This window comes from Bradyrhizobium sp. STM 3566, from assembly GCF_045571445.1.
GTDB classification, from domain to species: domain Bacteria; phylum Pseudomonadota; class Alphaproteobacteria; order Rhizobiales; family Xanthobacteraceae; genus Bradyrhizobium; species Bradyrhizobium vignae.
Genome location: NZ_CP120692.1, coordinates 1,498,598 through 1,518,527 on the forward strand (window position 1 = coordinate 1,498,598; position 19,930 = coordinate 1,518,527).

The following is a 19,930-nucleotide window of genomic DNA, read 5'->3' on the forward strand; positions in this document are numbered from 1 at the left end:
AAATCCTCCTCTGGAATGGGGCCGCGATGTCGGAACCAAGCCGGGCCGTTCGTCTTGAATCCGGTATCTGTATCGGAGTTCCCATGGCCCCCCGCGCCAACTGGAAAGGTTTCCTGCGTCTTTCCCTCGTCACCTGTCCGGTAGCGCTCTATCCGGCCACGTCGGAATCCGAAAAGGTCTCGTTCAACCAGCTGAACCGAAAGACCGCCATCGGATCAAGTACGCCAAGGTCGACGCCGACACCGGCGAGGAGGTCGACAACGAGGACATCGTCAAGGGCTACAAGGTTGATACCGATACCTTCATCGAGGTGACCAAAGAGGAGCTTGAGAACGTCGCGCTGGAATCGACGCGAACCATCGAGATCGATGAGTTCGTCGACCGCAGCGAAATCGATCCGCGATATCTCATTCGCCCCTATTACCTGCGTCCTGACGGCAAAGTCGGGCACGATGCCTTCGCCGTCATTCGGGAAACCATCCGAGAGATGAACAAGGTCGCGATCGGCCGTGTGGTGCTGACCAATCGCGAGCACATCATCGCGCTCGAACCTCTCGATAAGGGACTGATGGGGACGCTGCTGCGATACCCCTACGAAGTCCGTCCTGCGGATGAGTATTTCGACGATATCCAGGATGTCAAAGTTACCAAGGACATGCTCGATCTCGCCAAACACATCGTCAATCAGAAGGCGGGCCATTTCGAACCGGAAAAGTTCGAAGACCAGTACGAAGCCGCCCTTATCGATCTCATCAACCAAAAGCGCGCCGGCAAACCCATCACCGCGAAAGCCCGTCCTCGAGGTGAGAACGTCGTGGACCTGATGGACGCGCTTCGCAAGAGCATCGGACGAGAGGGGGCGGCCGCGGCAGAGGCGCCGAAGAAGACAGCCAAGCAGCCGCGCAAGGCGGCCGCCGGGCAGAAGGAAATGCTGATGCCGATCGCAGGCAAGAAGCCGGCGAAAGAGGCCGCGGCGAAGAAGCCGGCGGCCAAGCCGCAGCGGAAGTCGGCTTAGGTGTCGTGAAGCATCCGGTGACGCCGGACGGCCACTACTTCGTGCCCGCGGCAGGCTCTGGCGAATGGCAAATCCCATCTCGACGAGGTCACGCGAGATCATCTCGTCGGCCGTCTATTAGCGGCCCGACGGGTCGGTGCGCCCGCCAGGAAGGCGGCCGACCGCGAGGCCGAAGTAACGGTGCATAGGACCGTGGAGGAGGTTAAGCAGGCGCTCGGCGATCACGGTCCGGGACGACGGATCGCCGGCTCTCGATTGCTCTGCAAAGTTGGAGCGATATGGCTGCGGTGAAAAAGACTTCCAGGAGATCGACCTTGAGTGCGGGTATTCTCGCATACCGCAAGGGCGCTCGTGGGCTCGAGGTCCTGCTCGTTCATCCCGGCGGTCCGTTCTGGCGCAACAAGGATGATGGCACCTGGTCCATTCCTAAGGGCGAAATCGATGCCGATGATGCTCCGGAGAACGTCGCTCAACGCGAATTTGCCGAAGAACTCGGCCCGAGCGCTTCGATTGGTCCACTTCAGGCGCTGGGGGAAGTCCGACAGCGAGGAGGCAAGCGCGTCATCGCATTCGCCGGCGAGGGACACTTTGATCCGGCAGCGCTGACCAATACCTTCGATCTCGAATGGCCGCCTCGAAGCGGTCGACGGCAGAGCTTTCCCGAAGTCGACCGCGCGGAATGATTTGATATCGAGTTAGCGCGGACCAAGATGTTGTCCGCTCAGGTAGAGTTTCTCGATCGTTTTTTGGCAATCGCGATTGGGAGCGCCGGGAAATGATCTTCAGGATTGGAATCATTTCGGACACGCACGGCGTGTTGAGGCCCAAGGCGGAACGAGGCCTGGCTGGCGTCGATCACATCATCCATGCCGGCGACATCGCGGCCCGAGATCGTCGACGCGCTTCGCGGGATCGCGCCCGTCACGGCCATTCGTGGAAACGTAGACAGTGGCGAGTGGGCTCGCGACTACCCCGACACTAAACTCGTACGTCTGGCGGGCAAGTCGATCTACGTTCTGCACGACCTGAAGACGCTGAAGGTTGATCCCGGCGCCGGCATCGACGTCATCGTCTCCGGGCATTCCCTCGTGCCGAAGATCGACACGGTCGATGGCATTCTCTACCTGAATCCCGGCAGCGCGGGACCTCGTCGTTTCAAGCTGCCGATCACGCTAGCGACGCTCGAACTCACGCCTGACGGCACGCGTCCGGAAATCCACGACCTTGAAGACGACTGAGTGCCCGCCGCGGAGGGCTGGAGGAGGCGAGTGCGTCAATCCCTCCGTTTGCCGGGTTACGGCCGGAGGGAAGCGCTATTTGCGCGGACGTTCTCGCTCGCGCACGAATGAGCCCGAGGTAGACGGGCTGGCGCAGTTCGCCCTTGCTCGTCCACTCCGCAAATTTGACCTCGGCAACCAACGAGGGCTTGACCCAGGTCGTGGCAGCCTCGTCCTTCACTTTGGCAGGGAAGGGTGATTTCGGGGTCGTCAGCTTCATGAGCTTGGTGTGGAGGTCTTCCAGGACCTTGTGGCTGAAGCCAGTGCCAACATGTCCGATATAGCGCCATGCGTCGTCTTCCCGCACGGCGAGGACCAGGGCGCCGAAGAACGGCCTTGTGCGCCTGGGTGCCGTGAAGCCGGCGATAACTACCTCCTGTCGCTTCGCCGGCTTGATCTTCAGCCAATCCGAAGTCCGGCTTCCGGACGCATACGCGCTGTCGAAGAATTTCGTGCCGTTCCCTTTACGGTGAGCGCTAAAGGCGATCAACTTGTCGCGCGGCAGTATTGCCTTCAACCGCTTCTTCCGCTCGAGGAGGGGCTGGTTGCGCAAGTCCGCTGCGTTCTCAAACATGAGATCGAAGGCGCAGTACAGCAGCTTCGCCTCATGGCGCAGCGCGTTTTGGAGCAACTGGAAATGTGAGACGCCATCCTTACCGATCGCGACAAGCTCACCGTCGATCACGGCGTCGCCCTTCACGCCCTCCAGCGCATTCGCGACCTCAATATAGCTGCTGCTGACGATCTTGCCGTTGCGGCTGTAGAGCGAAACCTTGCCCCGGCGGATTTCCGCGACCATCCGGAAGCCATCGTACTTATCCTCGAAAACCCAGTCGGGGTCGTCGAACGGCGCGTCGGTGAGCGTAGCGAGCATCGGCTGCAGGCGCTTGGGCAGGGTCGACGTCCGGCTCATTCGAGGCGAATCCTTAAGAGCACGTTGCGAAATGCATGGACGTCCTTCAAGGATTGGGGAACGCTTCGGGACCACGTCGTGTTCCGCAGGCATCGTGGCGTGCGAGACGTTGAGGATCGACCGGGCGAGCGCGGATCAGACCGATGGCCAGAAAACTCAAGACCTACCAGACTTCGCTGGGCTTCTTCGATGTCGCAATCGCCGCTCCCTCCATGAAAGCGGCCCTCGAAGCCTGGGGCGCCGACAGCAATCTCTTCCACCAGGGCGCGGCAAAGGAAAGCGATGATCCGGACGTCATCAAGGCGACCATGGCTGCGCCGGGCGTGGTTCTGAAGAGACCCGTCGGATCCAACGGGCCGTTCAGGGAGAATGCCGAGCTACCGACCGACCTTGCGGGCGGCAGTTCAAACAAGACAGAGCGTCGTCAACCGCGGAGGCCTTCCAAGCGGGCCAATGACGATGCGGCCGACCGGAAGGCCGCACTTGCTTTCGAGAAGGAGCAGAAGCGACGGGAGCGCGAACGCGCCAAGGAGGAGGCCGCCCGGCAGAAGGAGCGCGAGCGACGGCAGCACGCCGTCGACAAGGCGCAAGGTGCCTTGGACACGGCCCGTCGCAAGCACGAAGAAAAGGCCGCTGACATTCAACAACAGCTCGAAGTTCTCGAGGAAAGCGCGCGGGACGAGGAAGCGCGTTGGGAAAAGGAGAAGGCCCGGTTGGAAGAAGCGTTACGACGGGCGCGAGGTTAGGTCTCGAAGTGTGACCATCTCGAGTCTCAGCATCAACGCATGATTTGCCGCTGAGATCGGAAATCGCCAATCTAAACTGCAAGGTCTCCAGTCTTAGCCGTTGCGTTCTTCCCGCAAGATGCGCTCCAGATCATCCTCGAAGATGTTCTGCGTTGCTTCGAAGAGAGCCAGGAGCTTCAGAGCTTCTGCCGTGTTTGCACCAGCCTTGCTGACCATCCGTCGCTGCCTTTCGACGATCTGACGTCCTTTGGCAACATGGCGACGGGCAAGGCTGACACGTTCGGAATCATGAGACATTGGTGGCTCCTGCTGCAGGCGGGAGCGCGATTGGTCTCTCAGCCACCGGTGCCCGCGGGCAGAGTGCCTTTGCCAGTGATGGCCAGATCATACTCCGTTTCGCGAATTCGGACACTGTACGATTCGAGCCGATCAATGTTGAATGCTCGGTCTCGAGCGGGCGTGCTTAGACTGAGCAATCGCTTGTAACCTATCGGCCGGAAACCGCCCGCGCTGCGGATTCATTGACCTCGCGCGGTCCCGTCTGTCCTCCGGAGACAGCTCCATCACCGCTCGATGGAGCTCCGCAGGGATCTCAGCGGACTATCGAGCGGCTTTTCCGCCCACTGCCAGAAGCGGTCAAAGGCATCCATTACAGATCCTCCCGAAGTCCCCTGAAGAAGGGATGGCGGACTTTCCCCTCAGCTGATTTTGCACGGTACTCTATCTCGGCCAGAAGCTTGGGTTCGACCCAGATGCCCTTGTGAGCGATGCGCTTGGCATAAGGCTGGGTCTTGCGGATCAGCGGCTTCAGACGCTTCTGAAGGTCGGCGGCGGATGCCTTGTCGAACCCATGGTCCACCTTCCCGGCGTATATTAGATCGTCGCCCTTCCGGCGGCCGACGTAGAGCCCGTCCCACTTCGTCCCATCGAGTGCGAAACCCGCAATGGTGAGCGTTTCACGCTGCACGCAGGTCTTCTTGACCCAGTCATTCGTGCGTCCCTTTGGATATGGGCTGCCCGACGCCTTTGAGGCCGAGCTTGCTGGCGTGGGCGTACATCTCGCGGCCCTCGATCTCGAAGCTTTCGCTGAACTGGATGTCGGTGCCGCCTAGGATCTTCTTGAGTTCGGCCTTGCGCTGGAAGAGCGATAGCTTCCGGATATCTCGGCCGTTCAGATAGAGCAGATCGAACGCCACAAGTACGATGCTCTTCGATTTGCCCTTGAGCTCGTTCTGCAGGACCGAGAAGTCGGTCGTGCCGTCGGCGGCCGGTACCACGATCTCGCCGTCCACCACCGCCGAGCTCGCCTTGATCCGCCATGCGTCATGAGCGACCTTCTTGAAGCGATGCGTCCAATCGTGGCCACGCCGGGTGAAGATCTTCGCCGTCTCGTTGGCCAGATGGACCTAAACGCGGTAGCAGTCGAACTTGATTTCGTGAATCCAGCGCTCTCCGGACGGCACCTTCTCGGTCGAGGTGGCCAGGGCCGGTTCGATGAAGCCGGGGAGAGGCGCCTTGACGCCGATAGCCGCCGGCTTTTTGCGCTGAAACGCCACTGAAGAACTCCACGCTACAGCCGATTCAAATTGGTACAGTTCGAATCGTTCCGGAACCTGCGAATCCCTGTCGCGTTGCTTCCATGTCACAACAGGAGGCACCGATGGCGGGAGCGAAGAAGAGCAAAACGGCGCGCGGACGAAAGCAGGACCGGGCGCGGGTGGCCGGCGGGCAGGACTACGAGGTGCAGTACGAGGCGAAGAAGACAGGAAAGTCGGCGCCGGCGGTGAAAAAGGCCGTCAAAAAGGTCGGCAACACGCGCAAGCGCGTGGAGAAACGGCTGGGCCGCTGAGTCGGAGAGACGGGCTGGCGTCCGAGGGTGGCTAGTCAGAGGGGCATTCAGGGCAGGTATCACCGATCGAGTCCAGCACGTCACGAACCGCGGCCTCCGCCGCTTGACGGGATACGTCTGCTGGCGGATCTCGACGGGCGATATCGAAGGCCCGCTCCCGTGCATGGGGATCGGCGCGGTCCTGCACCCAACCGTGCTCCTCGCACTCGCGGATGGCGCCCGCTTCGTTCAGCACGTTGATCGCCCAACCGCGCAGGGTGCGGATCGCCGGCCGTCTCTGCTTGGTCATCAGCATTGAAAGGTTCTCCCACGCTGAGACGAATCGTTTAGTCCCGAAGACGTTCCCCATCGCTAACACACGACTGGGATTCCGGATCGTGGGATCTCGTGATTTTTCAAAGGCTAAATTTTCTGCCCGGCCAGGTGCTAGGGTGGGCAAGAACGAACTGAAGAAACCGTTTTTCCGATACTTCAGACGTCCGAGCTCAGGTGGTTGCTCCTTGTCCGTTTTGCGCGTGCGGCTGTCGCCGCATCGGGCTCTCGTGAACCGAGCCGCGCAGCGTCTCGGCCTTGCGGCTTCGATCCCTCGCGCTCGAGCAGATCACGCCCTCGCGGGGCAGAAATGAAAAACCGGACCTTTATGCAGCAGCCACCTGCACAAAGGTCCGGCCTTATCTTAGCGTGCCGCGATACCAAACGGCTGCAAAGGACGCTTCATATCCTTTGGGAGGTCTCGCTTTTCATCCGGGTCTCGACCCGGAGGCGGCAATATATCAGTAGCCGATACGACTACTTCTTTTTCTTTGAAGTCTTCTTTGCCGCCTTCTTGGTAGCTGCCTTCGCGGTCTTCTTTGCCTTCTTCGCTTTCTTGGCCATGTCGTCCTCTGTAAGAATTGACTCTCAGTGAACATGCCCACGCCGTGCATCGACATGCGCACGAGTTAGACGATATCACAAAAGCAAAATTGATACCAAGGAGACGTGAAGCCGCATTGAGTAGCTCGCCGGAGGCACTCGCTCTCGGGTCCCGCCGTCATTGCATGCTGGCGTCGCTATCACTGCCCTTCGGGTCGGGTGCCTCTTAAACGGTCTCGCGGCTGCACTCGGTCCCGGGTCCCGCCGCTACGCGTCGGCGCTATGCTGACCCTCCTGCGGGTGCCTCTTTCGCCGCGTCCGCGAGTGGTCTTCGCTTTCGCTCCGCCCACAGACCTCTCTTCCACAATTGTGAGACCCCTGTGAAAATGCCGGGCGGTTCTCGTATCATTGCCTGCATCACGTTCGCTAGGTTTTGGCGCGTGCGGCCAAGGCGACACCGGGCTCTCGTGAACCGAGCCGCGCAGCGTCTCGGCCTTGCGGCTTCGATCCCTCGCGCTAGAGCTTTGGTGCTCCTCGCCGGGGGCACTCGGGAAAGGGGCTCGCCTGCGGCGATCGCTATCACTGCCCCGTTCCCGGGTGCCGCTATTGAACCGGTCTCGTCGCTGCGCTCGGACCCGCGTGCCCCTTCGGGTCGCTATGCTCACGCTCTCCGGGTGCCATTTTCCGATGAGGCGATGCGCCCTTGGGCGCACGCCTGATCGGGCCTGCGGCCTAAGGCAGATTGCGCTAGAAGCTGAGAGTAAGAGTGCAGGCTGGGTTTTTCCGTGACGGGTTACAAGCTGCGAGAGAGGCTCGTGGCGCCCGTCGCGGAGACCCGCGATGTCGAACCCTACTGCTTGCGCGCGCGTCGGCCAGGACCGGGCAAACCTCTATAACGAAATCACCGACAAGATCATTGCCGAGCTTGAGGCCGGACGCGTCCCCTGGGTTCAGCCCTGGGGTACGGCCGCGGCGAAAGCGCCGCTGGCCATGCCGAAAAACGCGTCGACCAACCGGCAACACAGTGGCGTTAACATCCTCATCCTCTGGGGAGCCGTGATCGAACGCGGATTTGCCGGTCAAAGTTGGCTCACCTTTCGTCAGGCGCTCTCGCTCGGCGGCCACGTTCGCAAGGGAGAGCGCGGCACCACAGTGGTGTACGCTGATCGTTTCGTGCCGAATGACGGAAAGCGCCGGGCGGCCGAGACCGGCGAAGACGCGCAGGCAATTCCATTCCTCAAACGATTTACCGTTTTCAACGTCGAACAGTGCGAGGAACTGCCCGACGCCATCGCAACCGCTGCGCCGCCACCGCCGGCTGGCCTGATTGACCCCACGGTTGACGCCCTGATCAAGGCCAGCGGAATTCCATTTCGCATTGGTGGAGATCGCGCATTCTACGCAACAGCCGAAGACTATGTTCAGGTCCCGCCGCCGCAGGCCTATTTCGAACCGATCAACTGGCACCGTACCGCGTTGCATGAACTCGGTCATGCGACCGGGCATCCCTCGCGCCTCAATCGCGACCAGAGCGGATCCTACGGTACGAAGAAATATGCCTTTGAAGAACTGGTCGCCGAGTTGAGTTCCGCATTCAGCTGCGCGTCGCTCGGGATCGTCCCGACGGTGCGCCATGCCGACTATATCGGCTCCTGGCTTGAAGTCCTGCGCGAAGACAGTCGGGCCATCGTGCGGGCCGCCTCACAGGCGAGCAAGGCCGTGGACTATTTGCTCGGCTTCGTTCCCGGGTCCATTGAGCTTCCGTCGCTGGATTCGGTTGTCGCCGATCACGAGACGGCGTGATGCTTGGCCTGGTGGCTGCGCGAGAGTGAGAGGACGGGAGGCTGTTCGCGACGGGTTGGAAGCCGAGAGAGAGACTCACGGCCGCCCGTCGTGGAGAGCCAAGATGACGAAAGCCCTCCAAAAGATCACGCTGTCGCCTTCCCGGGACATTCGCTTCAGCAAACTCGTGCTCAGCCAGTCGAACGTTCGCCGCGTCAAGGCCGGTGTTTCGATCGAGCAGCTAGCCGAGAGCATCGCGCAGCGTACGCTTCTGCAAAGTCTGAGTGTCCGGGCCGTTGTTGATGCAGTTGGCAGCGAGACCGGCATGTTCGAGGTGCCAGCGGGCGGCAGGCGCTATCGCGCTCTCGAGCTCCTGATGAAACAAAAACGCATGTCAAAGACGCAGGCGGTGCCGTGCGTTGTGCGTGAAGCGGGTATCGCCGCGGACGATTCGGTGGCGAAGAACGATGAGCGGGGGGCCTGCATCCGCTTGATCAGTTTCGGGCCTTCCAGACACTGCGCGATCTCGGCATGAGCGAGGAAGACATTGCCGCGCGCCATTTCGTGAACCCTGCAATCGTCAAGCAGCGCCTGCGCCTGGCCTCGGTCTCTCCAAAGCTGCACGACGTCTATGCCGAAGACGGCATGACGCTCGAGCAGCTCATGGCGTTCTCGGTCACTGCCGATCACGCCCGCCAGGAGCAAATCTGGCAGAATGTCAGCCGTTCCGGCTATGACGAGCCTTACCAGATCCGGCGCTTGCTCACCGAGAACACCGTACGCGGGTCCGATCGCCGCGCCCAATTTGTGGGCCTTGATGCCTATCAGCACGCGGGTGGCGGCGTTCTGCGGGATCTGTTCGAGCACGACGACGGCGGCTGGCTTCAGGACGTCGTCCTGCTCGACCGCCTCCTAACCGAAAAGCTCAAGGCCGAGGCTGAGACGATTGCCGCCGAAGGCTGGAAGTGGATATCGGTCCCCGTAGACTTCTCCTACGGTCACACTCAAGGCCTACGGAAGATCGAAGGCAAGCCTGTCAATCTCTCGCCTGAGGAGCAGGCCACCATCGATGCACTGAACGCCGAGCAGGTCAAGCTGGAAACCGACGACCATGATGCCGACGAATTGCCCGAAGAGGTCGATCAGCGTCCCGGCGAAATCGAGGCGGCACTGGCGGCATTCGAAGACCGGCCGATGTTCTACGAACCGACCGAGATCGCCCGAGCTGGTGTCTTCATCAGCATCAACTCCGAAGGACGCCTCGCCGTGGACCGGGGTTATGTCCGGCCGGAGGACGAGGTGCCGGCAAGTGATCGTGATGTCGGGCAGGGCGCCGATGCGTCGTCGACCGAAGGTCCAGAAGTGGGCCCGTCTGTCCAGCGCGGTCATCGCGGTCGGGGGTAGCGCTCCTGATGCCGAAGAAGATGATGAGGACGCGGCCAAACCTCTGCCGGATCGGCTCATCACCGAGCTGACAACGCATCGTACGCTGGCATTGCGGGATGCGCTGGCAGAAAATCCAGCAGTGGCGTTCCATGCGGTGCTGCATAATGTCGTGCTGACGGCCTTTTACCGGTTCGCGTCGTCCGGGAGCTGTCTCGAAATCGGCTTCGCACGCCGAACTTTCCTGCTCACGCTCCCGGACTGAGGGAAAGCGTCTCGGCCAAGGCTGTCGAGGCGCGACATGAGGCCTGGAAGGCTCGGTTGCCGAAGAGCGAGAACGATCTTTGGGATGCGCTCACAGCTCTCGACGGCGGCGCACAAGCATCCCTGTTCGCCCACTGTGCGTCATTTGCGGTCAACGCCGTCTGTGAACCGGCGAACCGCTACAATCAGGGCCGTGTCTCCGCTCACGGCGTCCGCGCGCGTCTCGACCAGGCTGATGTGCTGGCGCGCGCGGTCGGACTTGACCGTCGACAACTATCTCGGCCGGGTCACCAAACCGCGAATTCTGGAAGCGGTGCGGGAAGTCAAGGGCGAGTCGTCGGCCCAACTGATCGACCATCTGAAGAAGGCTGAGATGGCAAAGGAGGCCGAGCCTCTACTGGATGGCTCGGGCTGGCTCCGGAGCCGCTGCGTCTCGTCGATCCCGATCCCGATGCGGCGCCACTGGGGCAGGAGGGCGAAACAGGCTGCCCGAATTCCTCGCCGACGATGCGGATCCGGAGAATGGCGACCAGAAGATCCGCAGGGCCTTGCCGCGGCTGAGCGAAATCACAGAGCGGGACGGCTCCGGCCGTCTCGCGGTTGCTTGGGGACCAGTGCGCAGCGCTGGTCCCCATTCTTATGGGCGAGGCTTGAGAGGGAGAGCCGGGCCGGGAAGGGTTTGAGCCGTCGGGGTCAGAGGAGAGCGCCTGGTGGCTCGCCCCATTCCTGCTCTCCGAAAGAATCCTGCCATGACCGAATCTCTGCTCTCGATGCGTGCCGCTGCAAGTCTCACCTCCGCCGCCGTCAGGGCCGCGCGACAGCTTCTGACCGAGCTCGAACGCGGCCGGCGCATCGATGCCACTGTTCTGCGTAGCGCCATGGAGGCTGCTTTCGGCGCCTCCGACGCGGCCGGGGTCTGGAACTGGAAAATCGCCTATGACGTCTGCGAGGCCGCAACCGTTCTGTTCCTTCGCAAGTTCGGCCCGGCCATGTGGGCCAAGGCTGGCTCGACGGCAGCAATGCTGCCGATGCTCGCGAAGATCGCGAGCTGTCTGCCGACCCACACGCGGCGTTCCGAGGACAGCCAGGCGCTTCGGCAATTCTCGACGCTGATCCCGCTAGGGCTGGCGGCATCCGCCGCAGCCGGCATTACGCCGGCCGATCGCGTTCTGGAGCCATCCGGAGGGATTGGCCTGCTCGCCGTATTTGCCGAGCTCGCCGGCGGCACCTTGGTGCTGAACGAGTTGGCCAAGGCCCGTGCGGAGATGCTCGATCATCTATTCGCGGGCGTTAAGGTCACGCGGTTCGATGCTGCTCAGATCAATGACCACCTCGATGCGAGTGTCGCACCGAGCGTTGTTTTGATGAACCTGCCGTTCTCCGCGCTGGCGAATGTCGATCGGCGGATGGCGGATGCGGCCCTCCGACACATCGCTTCGGCGCTCGCGCGTCTTTGCAACGGTGGACGTCTCGTCGCCCTGGCTGGCGCGAGCTTCACGCCGGAAAACCCGGCATGGCGAGATAGTTTTGTGAGGCTCCAGGAACACGGTCGGCTGGTGTTTTCTGCGGCGATCGACGGCGCCTTCTACGCGAAGCACGGAACACAAATCGACACACGGCTGCTTGTGATCGACAAGCTGTCAGCTGCCGATCCGACGGCTTTTCCTGCCTCGCCGGGCATGGCGGCCGACGTCGCTACCTTGCTTGGCTGGGTGAACCAGCATGTGCCTCCAAGGCTGCCCGTCGTCATGCCACCGGAGATCGTCGCCATCGAGCGGCCGGCTATGTCGCGATCGCTCGGCGCGGTTGCATTAGGCTCATCGTCTTCTTCGAGAGACGCCGTGCCACTAGGCGCAGAACTGATCTACGAGACGGTCGAATGGTCTCCGCCCGAAGGCGCCCGGCTGACCGATGCGCTTTACGAGGAATACGGACTACAGTCGATCTGCATTCCCGGATCGTGCGCACATCCGACCAAGCTCGTGCAGTCGGCGGCGATGGCCTCCGTTGCGCCACCGAAGCCAACCTATCGTCCGCATCTGCCTGCCAATGTCATAGTGGACGGAGTTCTGTCCGACGCCCAGCTCAAGAGCATCATCTATGCCGGTGAGGCGCATTCTGAGTTTCTCGCGGGCTCCTGGACGGTCGACGCGACCTTTGATGTTGTGGCCGCCGCGCGCGATGACGCGGAAAATGCCGTCCGCTTTCGCCGCGGCTGGTTTTTGGGCGATGGCACCGGGGCGGGCAAGGGGCGGCAGGTCGCGGGGATCCTGCTCGACAACTGGCTCAAGGGCCGTCGTCGTGCGGTCTGGATCAGCAAGTCCGACAAGCTGATTGAAGATGCGCAGCGCGACTGGTCCGCGCTGGGCATGGAGCGATTGCTTGTTACGCCGCTTTCGCGGTTTCGCCAGGGTACCCCGATCCGGCTCTCGGAAGGCGTCCTATTTACCACCTACGCTACGCTACGGACCGACGAGCGTGGCGAAAAGCTTTCGCGTGTCAGACAGATCGTTGAATGGTTGGGCGCCGATTTCGACGGAGTGATCGTCTTCGACGAGAGCCACGCCATGCAGAATGCGGTCGGGGGCAAGGGCGAGCGCGGCGACCAGGCGGCCTCTCAGCAGGGGCGCGCGGGCTTGAGGCTCCAGCACGCGCTGCCGAATGCTCGCGTCGTTTATGTATCGGCGACGGGCGCAACCACGGTCCACAACCTCGCTTATGCCCAACGCCTCGGTCTTTGGGGCGGCTCCGACTTCCCGTTCGCCACACGCGCCGAATTCGTCGAAGCGATCGAGGAGGGTGGAGTCGCGGCCATGGAGGTGCTCGCGCGTGAACTGAAGGCGCTCGGCCTCTACGCGGCCCGCTCGCTTTCCTATGAAGGCGTCGAATACGACCTCGTCGAGCATCAGCTTACGCCGGAGCAGGTTCTCATCTACGACGCCTATGCAGATGCGTTCAGCATCATCCATAACAACCTCGACGCGGCGATGCGGGCCGCCAACATCACCGGCGAAACCGGAACGCTGAACGGGCAGGCGAAATCCGCGGCCCGATCCGCCTTTGAAAGCGCCAAACAGCGCTTCTTTGGCCACCTCCTGACCTCGATGAAGACGCCGTCGCTCATCCGGTCGATCGACCGCGATCTCGCCGCCGGCCACGCCGCTGTCATCCAGATTGTTTCAACGGGCGAAGCGCTGATGGAGCGCCGGCTCGCCGAGATCCCGACCGAAGACTGGCGCGACGTTCAGGTCGACATCACCCCGCGCGAGTATGTGCTCGACTATCTCGCCCATTCCTTCCCGGTCCAGCTCTACGAACCATTCGCTGACTCTGAGGGCAACCTCTGCTCTCGGCCTGTCTATCGCGATGGCCAGCCGGTCGAGAGCCGGGAAGCCGTCGCACGACGCGGCCGCCTCATCGAGAAACTCGCCTCGCTGCCTCCGGTCCCCGGCGCGCTGGATCAAATCGTGCAGCAATTCGGCACCGACATCGTCGCCGAAGTGACCGGCCGCTCGCGCCGCATCATTCGTAAGGGCGATCGGTTGGTGGTCGAAAACCGAGCCGGTTCGGCCAATCTCGCTGAGACATCGGCCTTCATGGACGACCTCAAGCGTATCCTCGTGTTCTCCGACGCAGGCGGCACGGGGAGGAGCTACCATGCCGAGCTCTCGGCCCGGAATCGCCGCTTGCGGGTCCATTATTTGCTCGAGCCCGGCTGGAAGGCCGACGCCGCGATCCAGGGGCTCGATCGCACGAACCGGACCAATCAGGCACAGCCGCCGCTGTTCCGTCCCATTGCGACCGACGTGAAAGCCGAAAAGCGCTTTCTCAGCACCATTGCCCGACGGCTCGACACGTTAGGGGCCATTACGCGCGGCCAGCGCCAGACAGGAGGGCAGGGCCTGTTCCGGCCCGAGGACAATCTCGAAAGCCAGTACGGGCGTGACGCGCTGCGTCAGCTCTATACGCTGCTTGTGCGAGGCAAAGTCGATGGCTGTTCGCTCGAACGGTTCGAGGATGCGACCGGCCTGAAGCTCATGGATGCCAATGGGCTGAGGGATGACCTGCCGCCGATCACCACCTTCCTCAACAGATTGTTGGCACTCACTATCGATCTACAGAATGTGCTGTTCACCGCCTTCGAGCAGCTGTTGACCGCTCGGATCGAGGGCGCGGTCGCGTCGGGTACCTACGACGTCGGCCTGGAAACGCTCCGCGCTGAAAGCTTCGTCGTCGCCGACCGGCGGACGATCTATGACCATCCTGGCACCGGCGCCGAGACCCGGCTGCTCACGGTCGCCCAGCGGCAGCGCAATCATCCGGTGAGTCTGGATGACGCTCTTGCACGTCTTTCCGATCGTCAGGCCGTCCTGCTCGTCAATGAGCGCTCGGGACGAGCCGCCGTGCAGGTCCCTGCGGCGAGCGTCATGCTCGATGATGGCGAGATCGAGCGGCGCGTTCGTCTGATCCGGCCGATGGAGCAGCATCGGGTCGCCCTAAGCATAATGGCAGAAAGCCATTGGGACGAAGCGGATCGTGAACGCTTTGCCTCGGCCTGGCTGGCGGAACTTGCGGAGGTGCCCGAGTTCACGGAAATCACGATCCACGTCGTGGCGGGCTTGCTGCTCCCGATCTGGAAGCGGCTGCCGAACGAATCAACCCGCGTCTATCGGCTCCAGACCGATGCGGGCGAACGCATCATCGGACGCAAGGTCTCCGCGGCGTGGGTCGAAAGCGTCCTTGCAACGGACGCGCCCACGCTGACGCCGGACGCTGCTTTTGCCGCGCTGATGGAGGGACGGACCGTCCTCGATCTTGCGGAGGGGCTCCAGCTTCGCCGCGTCCGGGTGATGGGCGCGTATCGCATCGAGCTGTCGGGATTCAAAGACACGATGCGCGATCGCCTCCGTGCTTACGGCCTCTTTGGGGAGATCATCTCCTGGAAGCTGCGCATGTTCGTGCCCACGGACGCGAGCGGTGTCGAGATCCTGTCGAATGTACTCGACAGCTATCCGGTTGCGCGCATCGGCGAGCGGGAGGCCGCCTGATGTCCCGCGATGCTTCCGAACTGGCACGCCGCCTCTCGCGCGAGGCCGAGGCGGTGTGCCGACACTATCTCTCCAATGGCAGGCGAGCGGGGCGGTACTGGCTGGTCGGCGACGTCCACAACACGCCGGGCCGCTCGTTGTTCGTACGGCTCCAGGAAACGCCGAAGGGACCCGCTGGGAAATGGACCGACGCCGCGACCGGAGAACATGGCGATCTCCTCGACATCATCCGCGAATGTCTGGCCTTGCGAGACTTTCGCGAGGTCGCTGAGGAGGCGAGGCGCTTTCTGAAGCTACCGCGTTCTGAACAGCAACCAGCTCAGAAACCTATTCGTCCAGTAGTGCCGGCCGGATCGCAGGAAGCCGCTCGTCGGCTCTTTGCGATATCCAGTCCGATCGAGGGGACGGCGGCTGAAACGTACTTGCAGCGTCGCGGAATAGCCCGCATCCACCATGGTGGCAGCCTCCGCTTCCACCCGCGTTGCTACTATCGGCCGGACGAGCATTTGCCGACCGAAACCTGGCCGGCGATGATAGGCTCTGTCACGGACCTCGAGGGGCGGATCACCGGCGTGCATCGCACCTGGCTAGATCCAGACGGCTTTGATCGCGTGCGGCTCGGCAAGGCTCCGATCGACACACCACGACGCGCAATGGGCGACCTTCTGGGCAACGCCGTTCATTTCGGCGTGGTCGATGACGTACTTGCTGCCGGCGAGGGGATCGAGACCATGCTGTCACTGCGTTACGCACTGCCGACCTTGCCCATGGCGGCTGCGCTTTCGGCCAATCACCTCGCAGCCATGTTGCTGCCGTCTGGCCTGCGTCGGCTCTATATCGCCCGCGATGACGATGCTGCCGGAGATGCCGTACAGGCGATTCTCACGCAGCGAGCGGAAGCCGTCGGCGTTGAAGCGATCCCGCTGTCGCCCCGGCTGGGGGACTTCAACGAAGATCTGCACCTCTTCGGGATCGATGCCATCCGAGTACGCTTGCGGCTTCAACTCGTACCAGAGGACGTCGCGCGCTTCCTGCATTCTCCGACGGTAGCCGCGGAATAGCCGCGACGTCTCGATCGGCGTCGGCAGATCGGTCATAGCAAGGCGACTGCCGGAAGAGGACTCGACCACGGCCTTCTAGAGGGCGATCGGACGGCAAGCGGCTCGGGCCGGCAATGGCTGCGACCGGCTATTTTCCGCCGCGCGCCCGCGATGAGAAGAAACATGAGCCATCTGAGCGGCGCGCTTTGCATCGCGAAGCAAAATAGCCGGCCTTTGCCATCCTCCGCGGCGCTTCGGCCCTCCGCTCTGCTCCGGGTTCTGGCCCGTTCCGCCTGCCGTCTGAGTGATCGCCACGAAGGCCGCGATGGTCGCGGCCGATCCGGCAAAGGATCGCCTCCATGACCGACCACGACGACATCGAACCGCCGCACGCCGCATCTCCGACCGAACATGTTCTTACCGAATTGCAGCTCTTCGGTTACCGCCCCTTCGACGACCAGCCCGATCCACGGCCGCTTCCCGAGGCCAGGATCATTACCGGTGCCGTCGCTGACATCTTCGATGCCCTGGTCGCCACGTTGAGCGACACGCGGCTCGAGCCGGACCTTGACGATCTGCTCTGGTCTACTGTCAACCTGTTCCACCGAGCCGTCGACCGCATCGGGCGTCAACTTGACGACAACGAACAGGCGCAGCAGAAGAGCCAGCGCGAGCAGGACGGCTCCGAAGTTCGATCCGTCGAACTCGAGCGCGTGACGGCGGAAGGCATCACATTGATCGAGCGGCGCGACTGCCTGGAGCTCTTCCGTGATCGGGCCATCGAGCGCTTCGAGACGCACACCGGCTCATTCTGGCGCCCCCGATCGGGAACGCTGGTGAACCATCGTACGCTGACCGCAGCGATGATCGACTCCCGCGACTTCATCGCGGCGAATCGCCGCGCCGAGACCGAGGTCATGCTGCCCGCTGGGCCGAAGATCGCGCTCACCGGAGGGCTCGACTTTAACGACCACAACCTCATCTGGGACCGCCTCGACAAGGTTCATGCCAAGCATTCCGACATGGTCCTGCTCCATGGTGGCTCCCCGAAGGGCGCTGAACTGATAGCCTCGAAATGGGCGACCACCCGCAAGGTACCTCAGATCGCCTTCAAGCCAGACTGGACGAAGCATGCCAAGGCCGCACCGTTCAAGCGCAACGACGCCATGCTCGAACTCCTGCCGATCGGCGTCATGCACTTCCCGGGCACGGGAATTCAGGACAACCTTGCCGATAAGGCGAAGCGCCTCGGCATCCCCGTCTGGAGGTTCGGCGGGGCGTGAGCGCCGTCTTCTCGATTTCCATCGAAGCGAAATTGCTCGCGCCGCAACTCCGCCTCGTTTCGGTCTCATATCCAGAGTTGCGCCGTGGTGGTGGTGGAAGGCGCGACCAGTACATCTATGCACATGGAGCCACCACCATGCTCGCTATTGGGCTTGTTCTCAACACACTCGGCATCGGCTTGTTCTGCTGGGCGATCTTTACGCTCGCTGTGTATGCATTGCCATTTTTCGTCGCACTGAGTATCGGGATCACGGCGTATCAGCGCGGCGCCGGCCTCGTTGGCACCCCGCTTATCGCAACGGCCGGCGGTACGCTGACGCTCGTGCTAGGCCAGGTCGCCTTTGCTGCTACTCGGTCTTCCGCCTTGCGTATCGCGATCGCGACAGCATTCGCGGTCCCCGCCGCCGTCGCCGGCTATCATGTGGTATTCGCCCTGTCCCAGATCGGAGCGCCTTCACTCGCTGGGCGTGACGTCTTCGCTTGCCTGGGCGCAGTTTGCATTGGCCTTACGTCATGGACGCGCTTGATGGTGTTGGCGAAGCCCCGCCCGTTCGAGCCGGGTGAGGTGGTGGAGAACCCGTCCTAACGCGTTCTTATGGCCGCATGGCCCGAGGGGCTGACCGTTTTCCGCCCTCCGTCGAACAGGTGCGCGTAGATCGGCGCGTTAAAGGAAGGCTGATCGAAACCTGAGCGCGGGAAGGGCCGTCCTCCTCGGAACACCTCGATCAAGCTGCCGGCATTCGGTCTGGCCCACACAGCCGCGTCGGAGCGGTTTTATCTCGATCCGTTCTTGGGGAGACGATTCCGCCCTTTGCAGCAGATTGTTTCTCTTTCTGCGCCAAATCGTTTCGACCGCTTGTTCATCAATACCGAGATAGCCACGCTTCTCCGTAAGATTGTGGTTCAGCACGCGGACGCACGTGGCCTCGTTGATGGCTTGATCTGGCCGAAGACCGGCTTCGCCTCGATCGTCTGAGCCGCAACGCCGTTGATGCGACTTTCTTCCCCTGGGCTTCGCCCATTCCTCGCGAGACAAGAAAGTCGCCACAACGACGTCCTCCGCTGCGCTACGGCCCGACCGGGTGCGTCGCCGATCGTCCTCGGCCCTAGATCGCCATCGAGGCTGCGGTGGTCGCGGGCTCGAAACACAACAGGAGAAGTGACATGGCTAACATCGGTTCTTTCAAGAAGGTCGGCAACGAATTCCAGGGCGAGATCGCCACCCTGAGCCTGAAGGCCAAGGGCGTCCGCATCGTCGCCGAGACCAACCGCTCCAATGACAACGCGCCCAGCCACCGCATTTATGTGGGCCGGGCGGAGATCGGCGCAGCCTGGTCGAAGCGTTCCGAGGAAGGCCGCGACTACCTCTCGCTCAAGCTGGACGACCCTTCGTTCAACGCGCCGATCTACGCGAACCTGTTCGACGAAGAGGGCGGTGAAGGCTACACCCTGCTCTGGTCGCGGCCGCGCAAGACCGGCGAGTAAGAACGCCCCCATCAAGCCCCGTCCGACCAAATCGGACGGGGTTTATTAGCTAAAAGCCCGCCCAGAGCGTAACGCCATTCGCAGCTGCCTGGCCCATCCACGAAACTGCGCTCTGTCTCCCGGGCGTCGCTCATCGCAACAGAGCGGACCAGATTTGCTCAATCTGAGTTTTTTCGCATTGTGACCCTAACGTGACATCTGCCGCTTGTTCGCCGGACTCAGTCAGATGCAGGCAGGTGGTCAGCTAGTCGCGCAGCCTCCATCTTCATGGCTTCGATCGCCAGGTGTTGCGCCTTGGTATCGAAACGGCTTCTCAAATCGGATACAGACAAGGCGCCGCGCAACCGGCCTGCATTGTCGATGACCGGCACCGAAGCGGCGGCGACGTCTGCGTCGCGCTCACCCAACGAGATATAGAAGCCGTCCTCTCGAATCTGCGCTCCTGGCGGCCACTTCGGCGCCGTGTAGGCGCGCAGAACGCGCCCCGCGGCCCCGCGATCGAGCGGGAGCCGTTCTCCCTCTTCAAGATGGTGTCGAACCGCGCGCGGCGAATTCTGGCGATACAGGCAGATGCGCTCGTCGCCGTCGCGGACATAGAACGAGGCGCTCTCCTGGGTTGTATCGACGAGGCGGCGCAGAACCGGCCGGATGAACTCGCCGAGGTCGAGGCCGCGCCGGTAAATTGCTCCAAGACGCCACAACTCCGGTCCGAGCCGGTAGAGCTTGTCCTCTCCTCTCTGCACGAAGCCGCAGGCTTCGAGCGATGCGGTCAAACGCAAGACCGTGCTCTTATACAAGCCGGTGCTTTGCGAGATTTCTGTCAGGCTCATCTGTCGGCGCGTTTCGGAGAAGGCGCGCAAGATGTTGAGTGCGCGCTCGACCGACTCCGCGCCGTCCCTGGTCATCAAAAATCGCCTTACAGGTTCTGTTTTACAGAACTTAGTTCGCGCGAATTCAAAAATCAACCTGCAAGCCCACCTGTATTGGGT

The 19,930-nt window shown here is 62.3% G+C and carries 13 protein-coding genes and 5 pseudogenes; 13 read left to right on the plus strand and 5 right to left on the minus strand.

From position 1 onward, the window contains the following. The first annotated feature begins 83 nt into the window (after positions 1–83). The 3 pseudogenes from P6U27_RS07120 to P6U27_RS07130 all read left to right on the plus strand — a co-directional run bounded on the left by P6U27_RS07120 (position 84) and on the right by P6U27_RS07130 (position 2,253). Positions 84–1,015: pseudogene (locus P6U27_RS07120) on the plus strand (Ku protein). A 278-nt stretch (positions 1,016–1,293) separates the two neighbouring features. Beyond that, positions 1,294–1,794 (plus strand): annotated as a pseudogene (locus tag P6U27_RS07125) (NUDIX domain-containing protein). Beyond that, a pseudogene (locus P6U27_RS07130) lies at positions 1,791–2,253 on the plus strand (metallophosphoesterase family protein). Before P6U27_RS07125 ends, P6U27_RS07130 begins: the two co-directional pseudogenes overlap by 4 nt. Here P6U27_RS07130 and ligD (P6U27_RS07135) read toward each other — a convergent pair. Further along, a complete protein-coding gene (gene ligD / locus P6U27_RS07135; RefSeq protein WP_407193778.1) occupies positions 2,204–3,205 on the minus strand; it encodes a non-homologous end-joining DNA ligase in 1,002 nt (333 codons plus the stop codon). The pseudogene P6U27_RS07130 and the gene ligD (P6U27_RS07135) sit on opposite strands and share 50 nt — an antisense overlap. Before the next feature lie 143 nt (positions 3,206–3,348). Here ligD (P6U27_RS07135) and P6U27_RS07140 point away from each other — a divergent pair, with 143 nt between their 5' ends. Further along, positions 3,349–3,951: a cell envelope biogenesis protein TolA gene (locus tag P6U27_RS07140; RefSeq protein ID WP_407193779.1), complete on the plus strand. Its 603-nt coding sequence runs from the start codon at positions 3,349–3,351 to the stop codon at positions 3,949–3,951. Positions 3,952–4,044: 93 nt separating this feature from the next. Here P6U27_RS07140 and P6U27_RS07145 read toward each other — a convergent pair whose 3' ends face one another. Together P6U27_RS07145 and ligD (P6U27_RS07150) are read right to left on the minus strand one after the other, a co-directional pair. Next, positions 4,045–4,248 carry a hypothetical protein gene (locus P6U27_RS07145; protein WP_407193780.1) on the minus strand — a complete coding sequence of 68 codons (204 nt, stop codon included), beginning with the start codon at positions 4,246–4,248 and terminating at the stop codon, positions 4,045–4,047. Positions 4,249–4,600: 352 nt separating this feature from the next. Continuing rightward, positions 4,601–5,507, minus strand: a pseudogene (ligD, locus tag P6U27_RS07150) (non-homologous end-joining DNA ligase). Positions 5,508–5,611: 104 nt separating this feature from the next. Between ligD (P6U27_RS07150) and P6U27_RS07155 the strand changes: the two are divergent. Continuing rightward, positions 5,612–5,800, plus strand: coding sequence for a DUF3606 domain-containing protein (locus P6U27_RS07155; RefSeq protein WP_407193781.1), 189 nt, complete (start codon positions 5,612–5,614; stop codon positions 5,798–5,800). 31 nt (positions 5,801–5,831) lie between these two features. Here the strand turns inward: P6U27_RS07155 and P6U27_RS07160 are convergent, their stop codons facing one another. Further along, positions 5,832–6,095: a hypothetical protein gene (locus P6U27_RS07160; RefSeq protein ID WP_407193782.1), complete on the minus strand. Its 264-nt coding sequence runs from the start codon at positions 6,093–6,095 to the stop codon at positions 5,832–5,834. A 1,400-nt stretch (positions 6,096–7,495) separates the two neighbouring features. On the opposite strand from P6U27_RS07160, the gene P6U27_RS07165 reads away from it, so the two are divergent. The 8 genes and pseudogenes from P6U27_RS07165 to P6U27_RS07200 all read left to right on the plus strand — a co-directional run bounded on the left by P6U27_RS07165 (position 7,496) and on the right by P6U27_RS07200 (position 18,941). Then, complete coding sequence (locus P6U27_RS07165) at positions 7,496–8,458, plus strand: ArdC family protein (RefSeq protein ID WP_407193783.1); 963 nt, start codon at positions 7,496–7,498, stop codon at positions 8,456–8,458. A 103-nt stretch (positions 8,459–8,561) separates the two neighbouring features. After that, positions 8,562–10,646 (plus strand): annotated as a pseudogene (locus tag P6U27_RS07170) (ParB/RepB/Spo0J family partition protein); the annotation flags it as partial. A 187-nt stretch (positions 10,647–10,833) separates the two neighbouring features. Further along, positions 10,834–15,132, plus strand: coding sequence for a strawberry notch-like NTP hydrolase domain-containing protein (locus tag P6U27_RS07175; protein ID WP_407193784.1), 4,299 nt, complete (start codon positions 10,834–10,836; stop codon positions 15,130–15,132). After that, positions 15,132–16,193, plus strand: a complete 1,062-nt coding sequence (locus P6U27_RS07180; RefSeq protein ID WP_407193785.1) for a toprim domain-containing protein — start codon at positions 15,132–15,134, stop codon at positions 16,191–16,193. The genes P6U27_RS07175 and P6U27_RS07180 overlap by 1 nt, the downstream gene beginning before the upstream one ends. Before the next feature lie 338 nt (positions 16,194–16,531). After that, positions 16,532–17,455: a DUF2493 domain-containing protein gene (locus tag P6U27_RS07185; protein WP_407193786.1), complete on the plus strand. Its 924-nt coding sequence runs from the start codon at positions 16,532–16,534 to the stop codon at positions 17,453–17,455. Then, entirely contained in the window at positions 17,452–18,042 is a 591-nt protein-coding gene (locus P6U27_RS07190) for a hypothetical protein (protein WP_244607874.1), read from the plus strand. Before P6U27_RS07185 ends, P6U27_RS07190 begins: the two co-directional genes overlap by 4 nt. A 225-nt stretch (positions 18,043–18,267) precedes the next feature. Next, the gene (locus tag P6U27_RS07195; protein WP_407193787.1) at positions 18,268–18,432 is read left to right on the plus strand and encodes a hypothetical protein; all 165 of its coding nucleotides are present in this window, start codon (positions 18,268–18,270) and stop codon (positions 18,430–18,432) included. Positions 18,433–18,620: 188 nt separating this feature from the next. After that, on the plus strand, positions 18,621–18,941 hold the full coding sequence (locus P6U27_RS07200; protein WP_129145587.1) for a DUF736 domain-containing protein: 321 nt from the start codon (positions 18,621–18,623) through the stop codon (positions 18,939–18,941). A gap of 218 nt (positions 18,942–19,159) precedes the next feature. Here P6U27_RS07200 and P6U27_RS07205 read toward each other — a convergent pair whose 3' ends face one another. Then, entirely contained in the window at positions 19,160–19,846 is a 687-nt protein-coding gene (locus P6U27_RS07205) for an IclR family transcriptional regulator (protein ID WP_122401261.1), read from the minus strand. Between the last annotated feature and the right edge of the window lie 84 nt (positions 19,847–19,930).

Excerpts from the sequence above, each read along its gene's own strand:
- ligD (WP_407193778.1), bottom strand. The coding sequence starts at position 3,205 with ATGAGCCGGACGTCGACCCTGCCCAAGCGCCTGCAGCCGATGCTCGCT.
- P6U27_RS07140 (WP_407193779.1), top strand. The coding sequence starts at position 3,349 with ATGGCCAGAAAACTCAAGACCTACCAGACTTCGCTGGGCTTCTTCGAT.
- P6U27_RS07160 (WP_407193782.1), bottom strand. The coding sequence starts at position 6,095 with ATGCTGATGACCAAGCAGAGACGGCCGGCGATCCGCACCCTGCGCGGT.
- P6U27_RS07165 (WP_407193783.1), top strand. The coding sequence starts at position 7,496 with ATGTCGAACCCTACTGCTTGCGCGCGCGTCGGCCAGGACCGGGCAAAC.
- P6U27_RS07185 (WP_407193786.1), top strand. The coding sequence starts at position 16,532 with ATGACCGACCACGACGACATCGAACCGCCGCACGCCGCATCTCCGACC.
- P6U27_RS07200 (WP_129145587.1), top strand. The coding sequence starts at position 18,621 with ATGGCTAACATCGGTTCTTTCAAGAAGGTCGGCAACGAATTCCAGGGC.
- P6U27_RS07155 (WP_407193781.1), top strand. The coding sequence starts at position 5,612 with ATGGCGGGAGCGAAGAAGAGCAAAACGGCGCGCGGACGAAAGCAGGAC.
- P6U27_RS07205 (WP_122401261.1), bottom strand. The coding sequence starts at position 19,846 with ATGACCAGGGACGGCGCGGAGTCGGTCGAGCGCGCACTCAACATCTTG.
- P6U27_RS07180 (WP_407193785.1), top strand. The coding sequence starts at position 15,132 with ATGTCCCGCGATGCTTCCGAACTGGCACGCCGCCTCTCGCGCGAGGCC.
- P6U27_RS07175 (WP_407193784.1), top strand. The coding sequence starts at position 10,834 with ATGACCGAATCTCTGCTCTCGATGCGTGCCGCTGCAAGTCTCACCTCC.
- P6U27_RS07145 (WP_407193780.1), bottom strand. The coding sequence starts at position 4,248 with ATGTCTCATGATTCCGAACGTGTCAGCCTTGCCCGTCGCCATGTTGCC.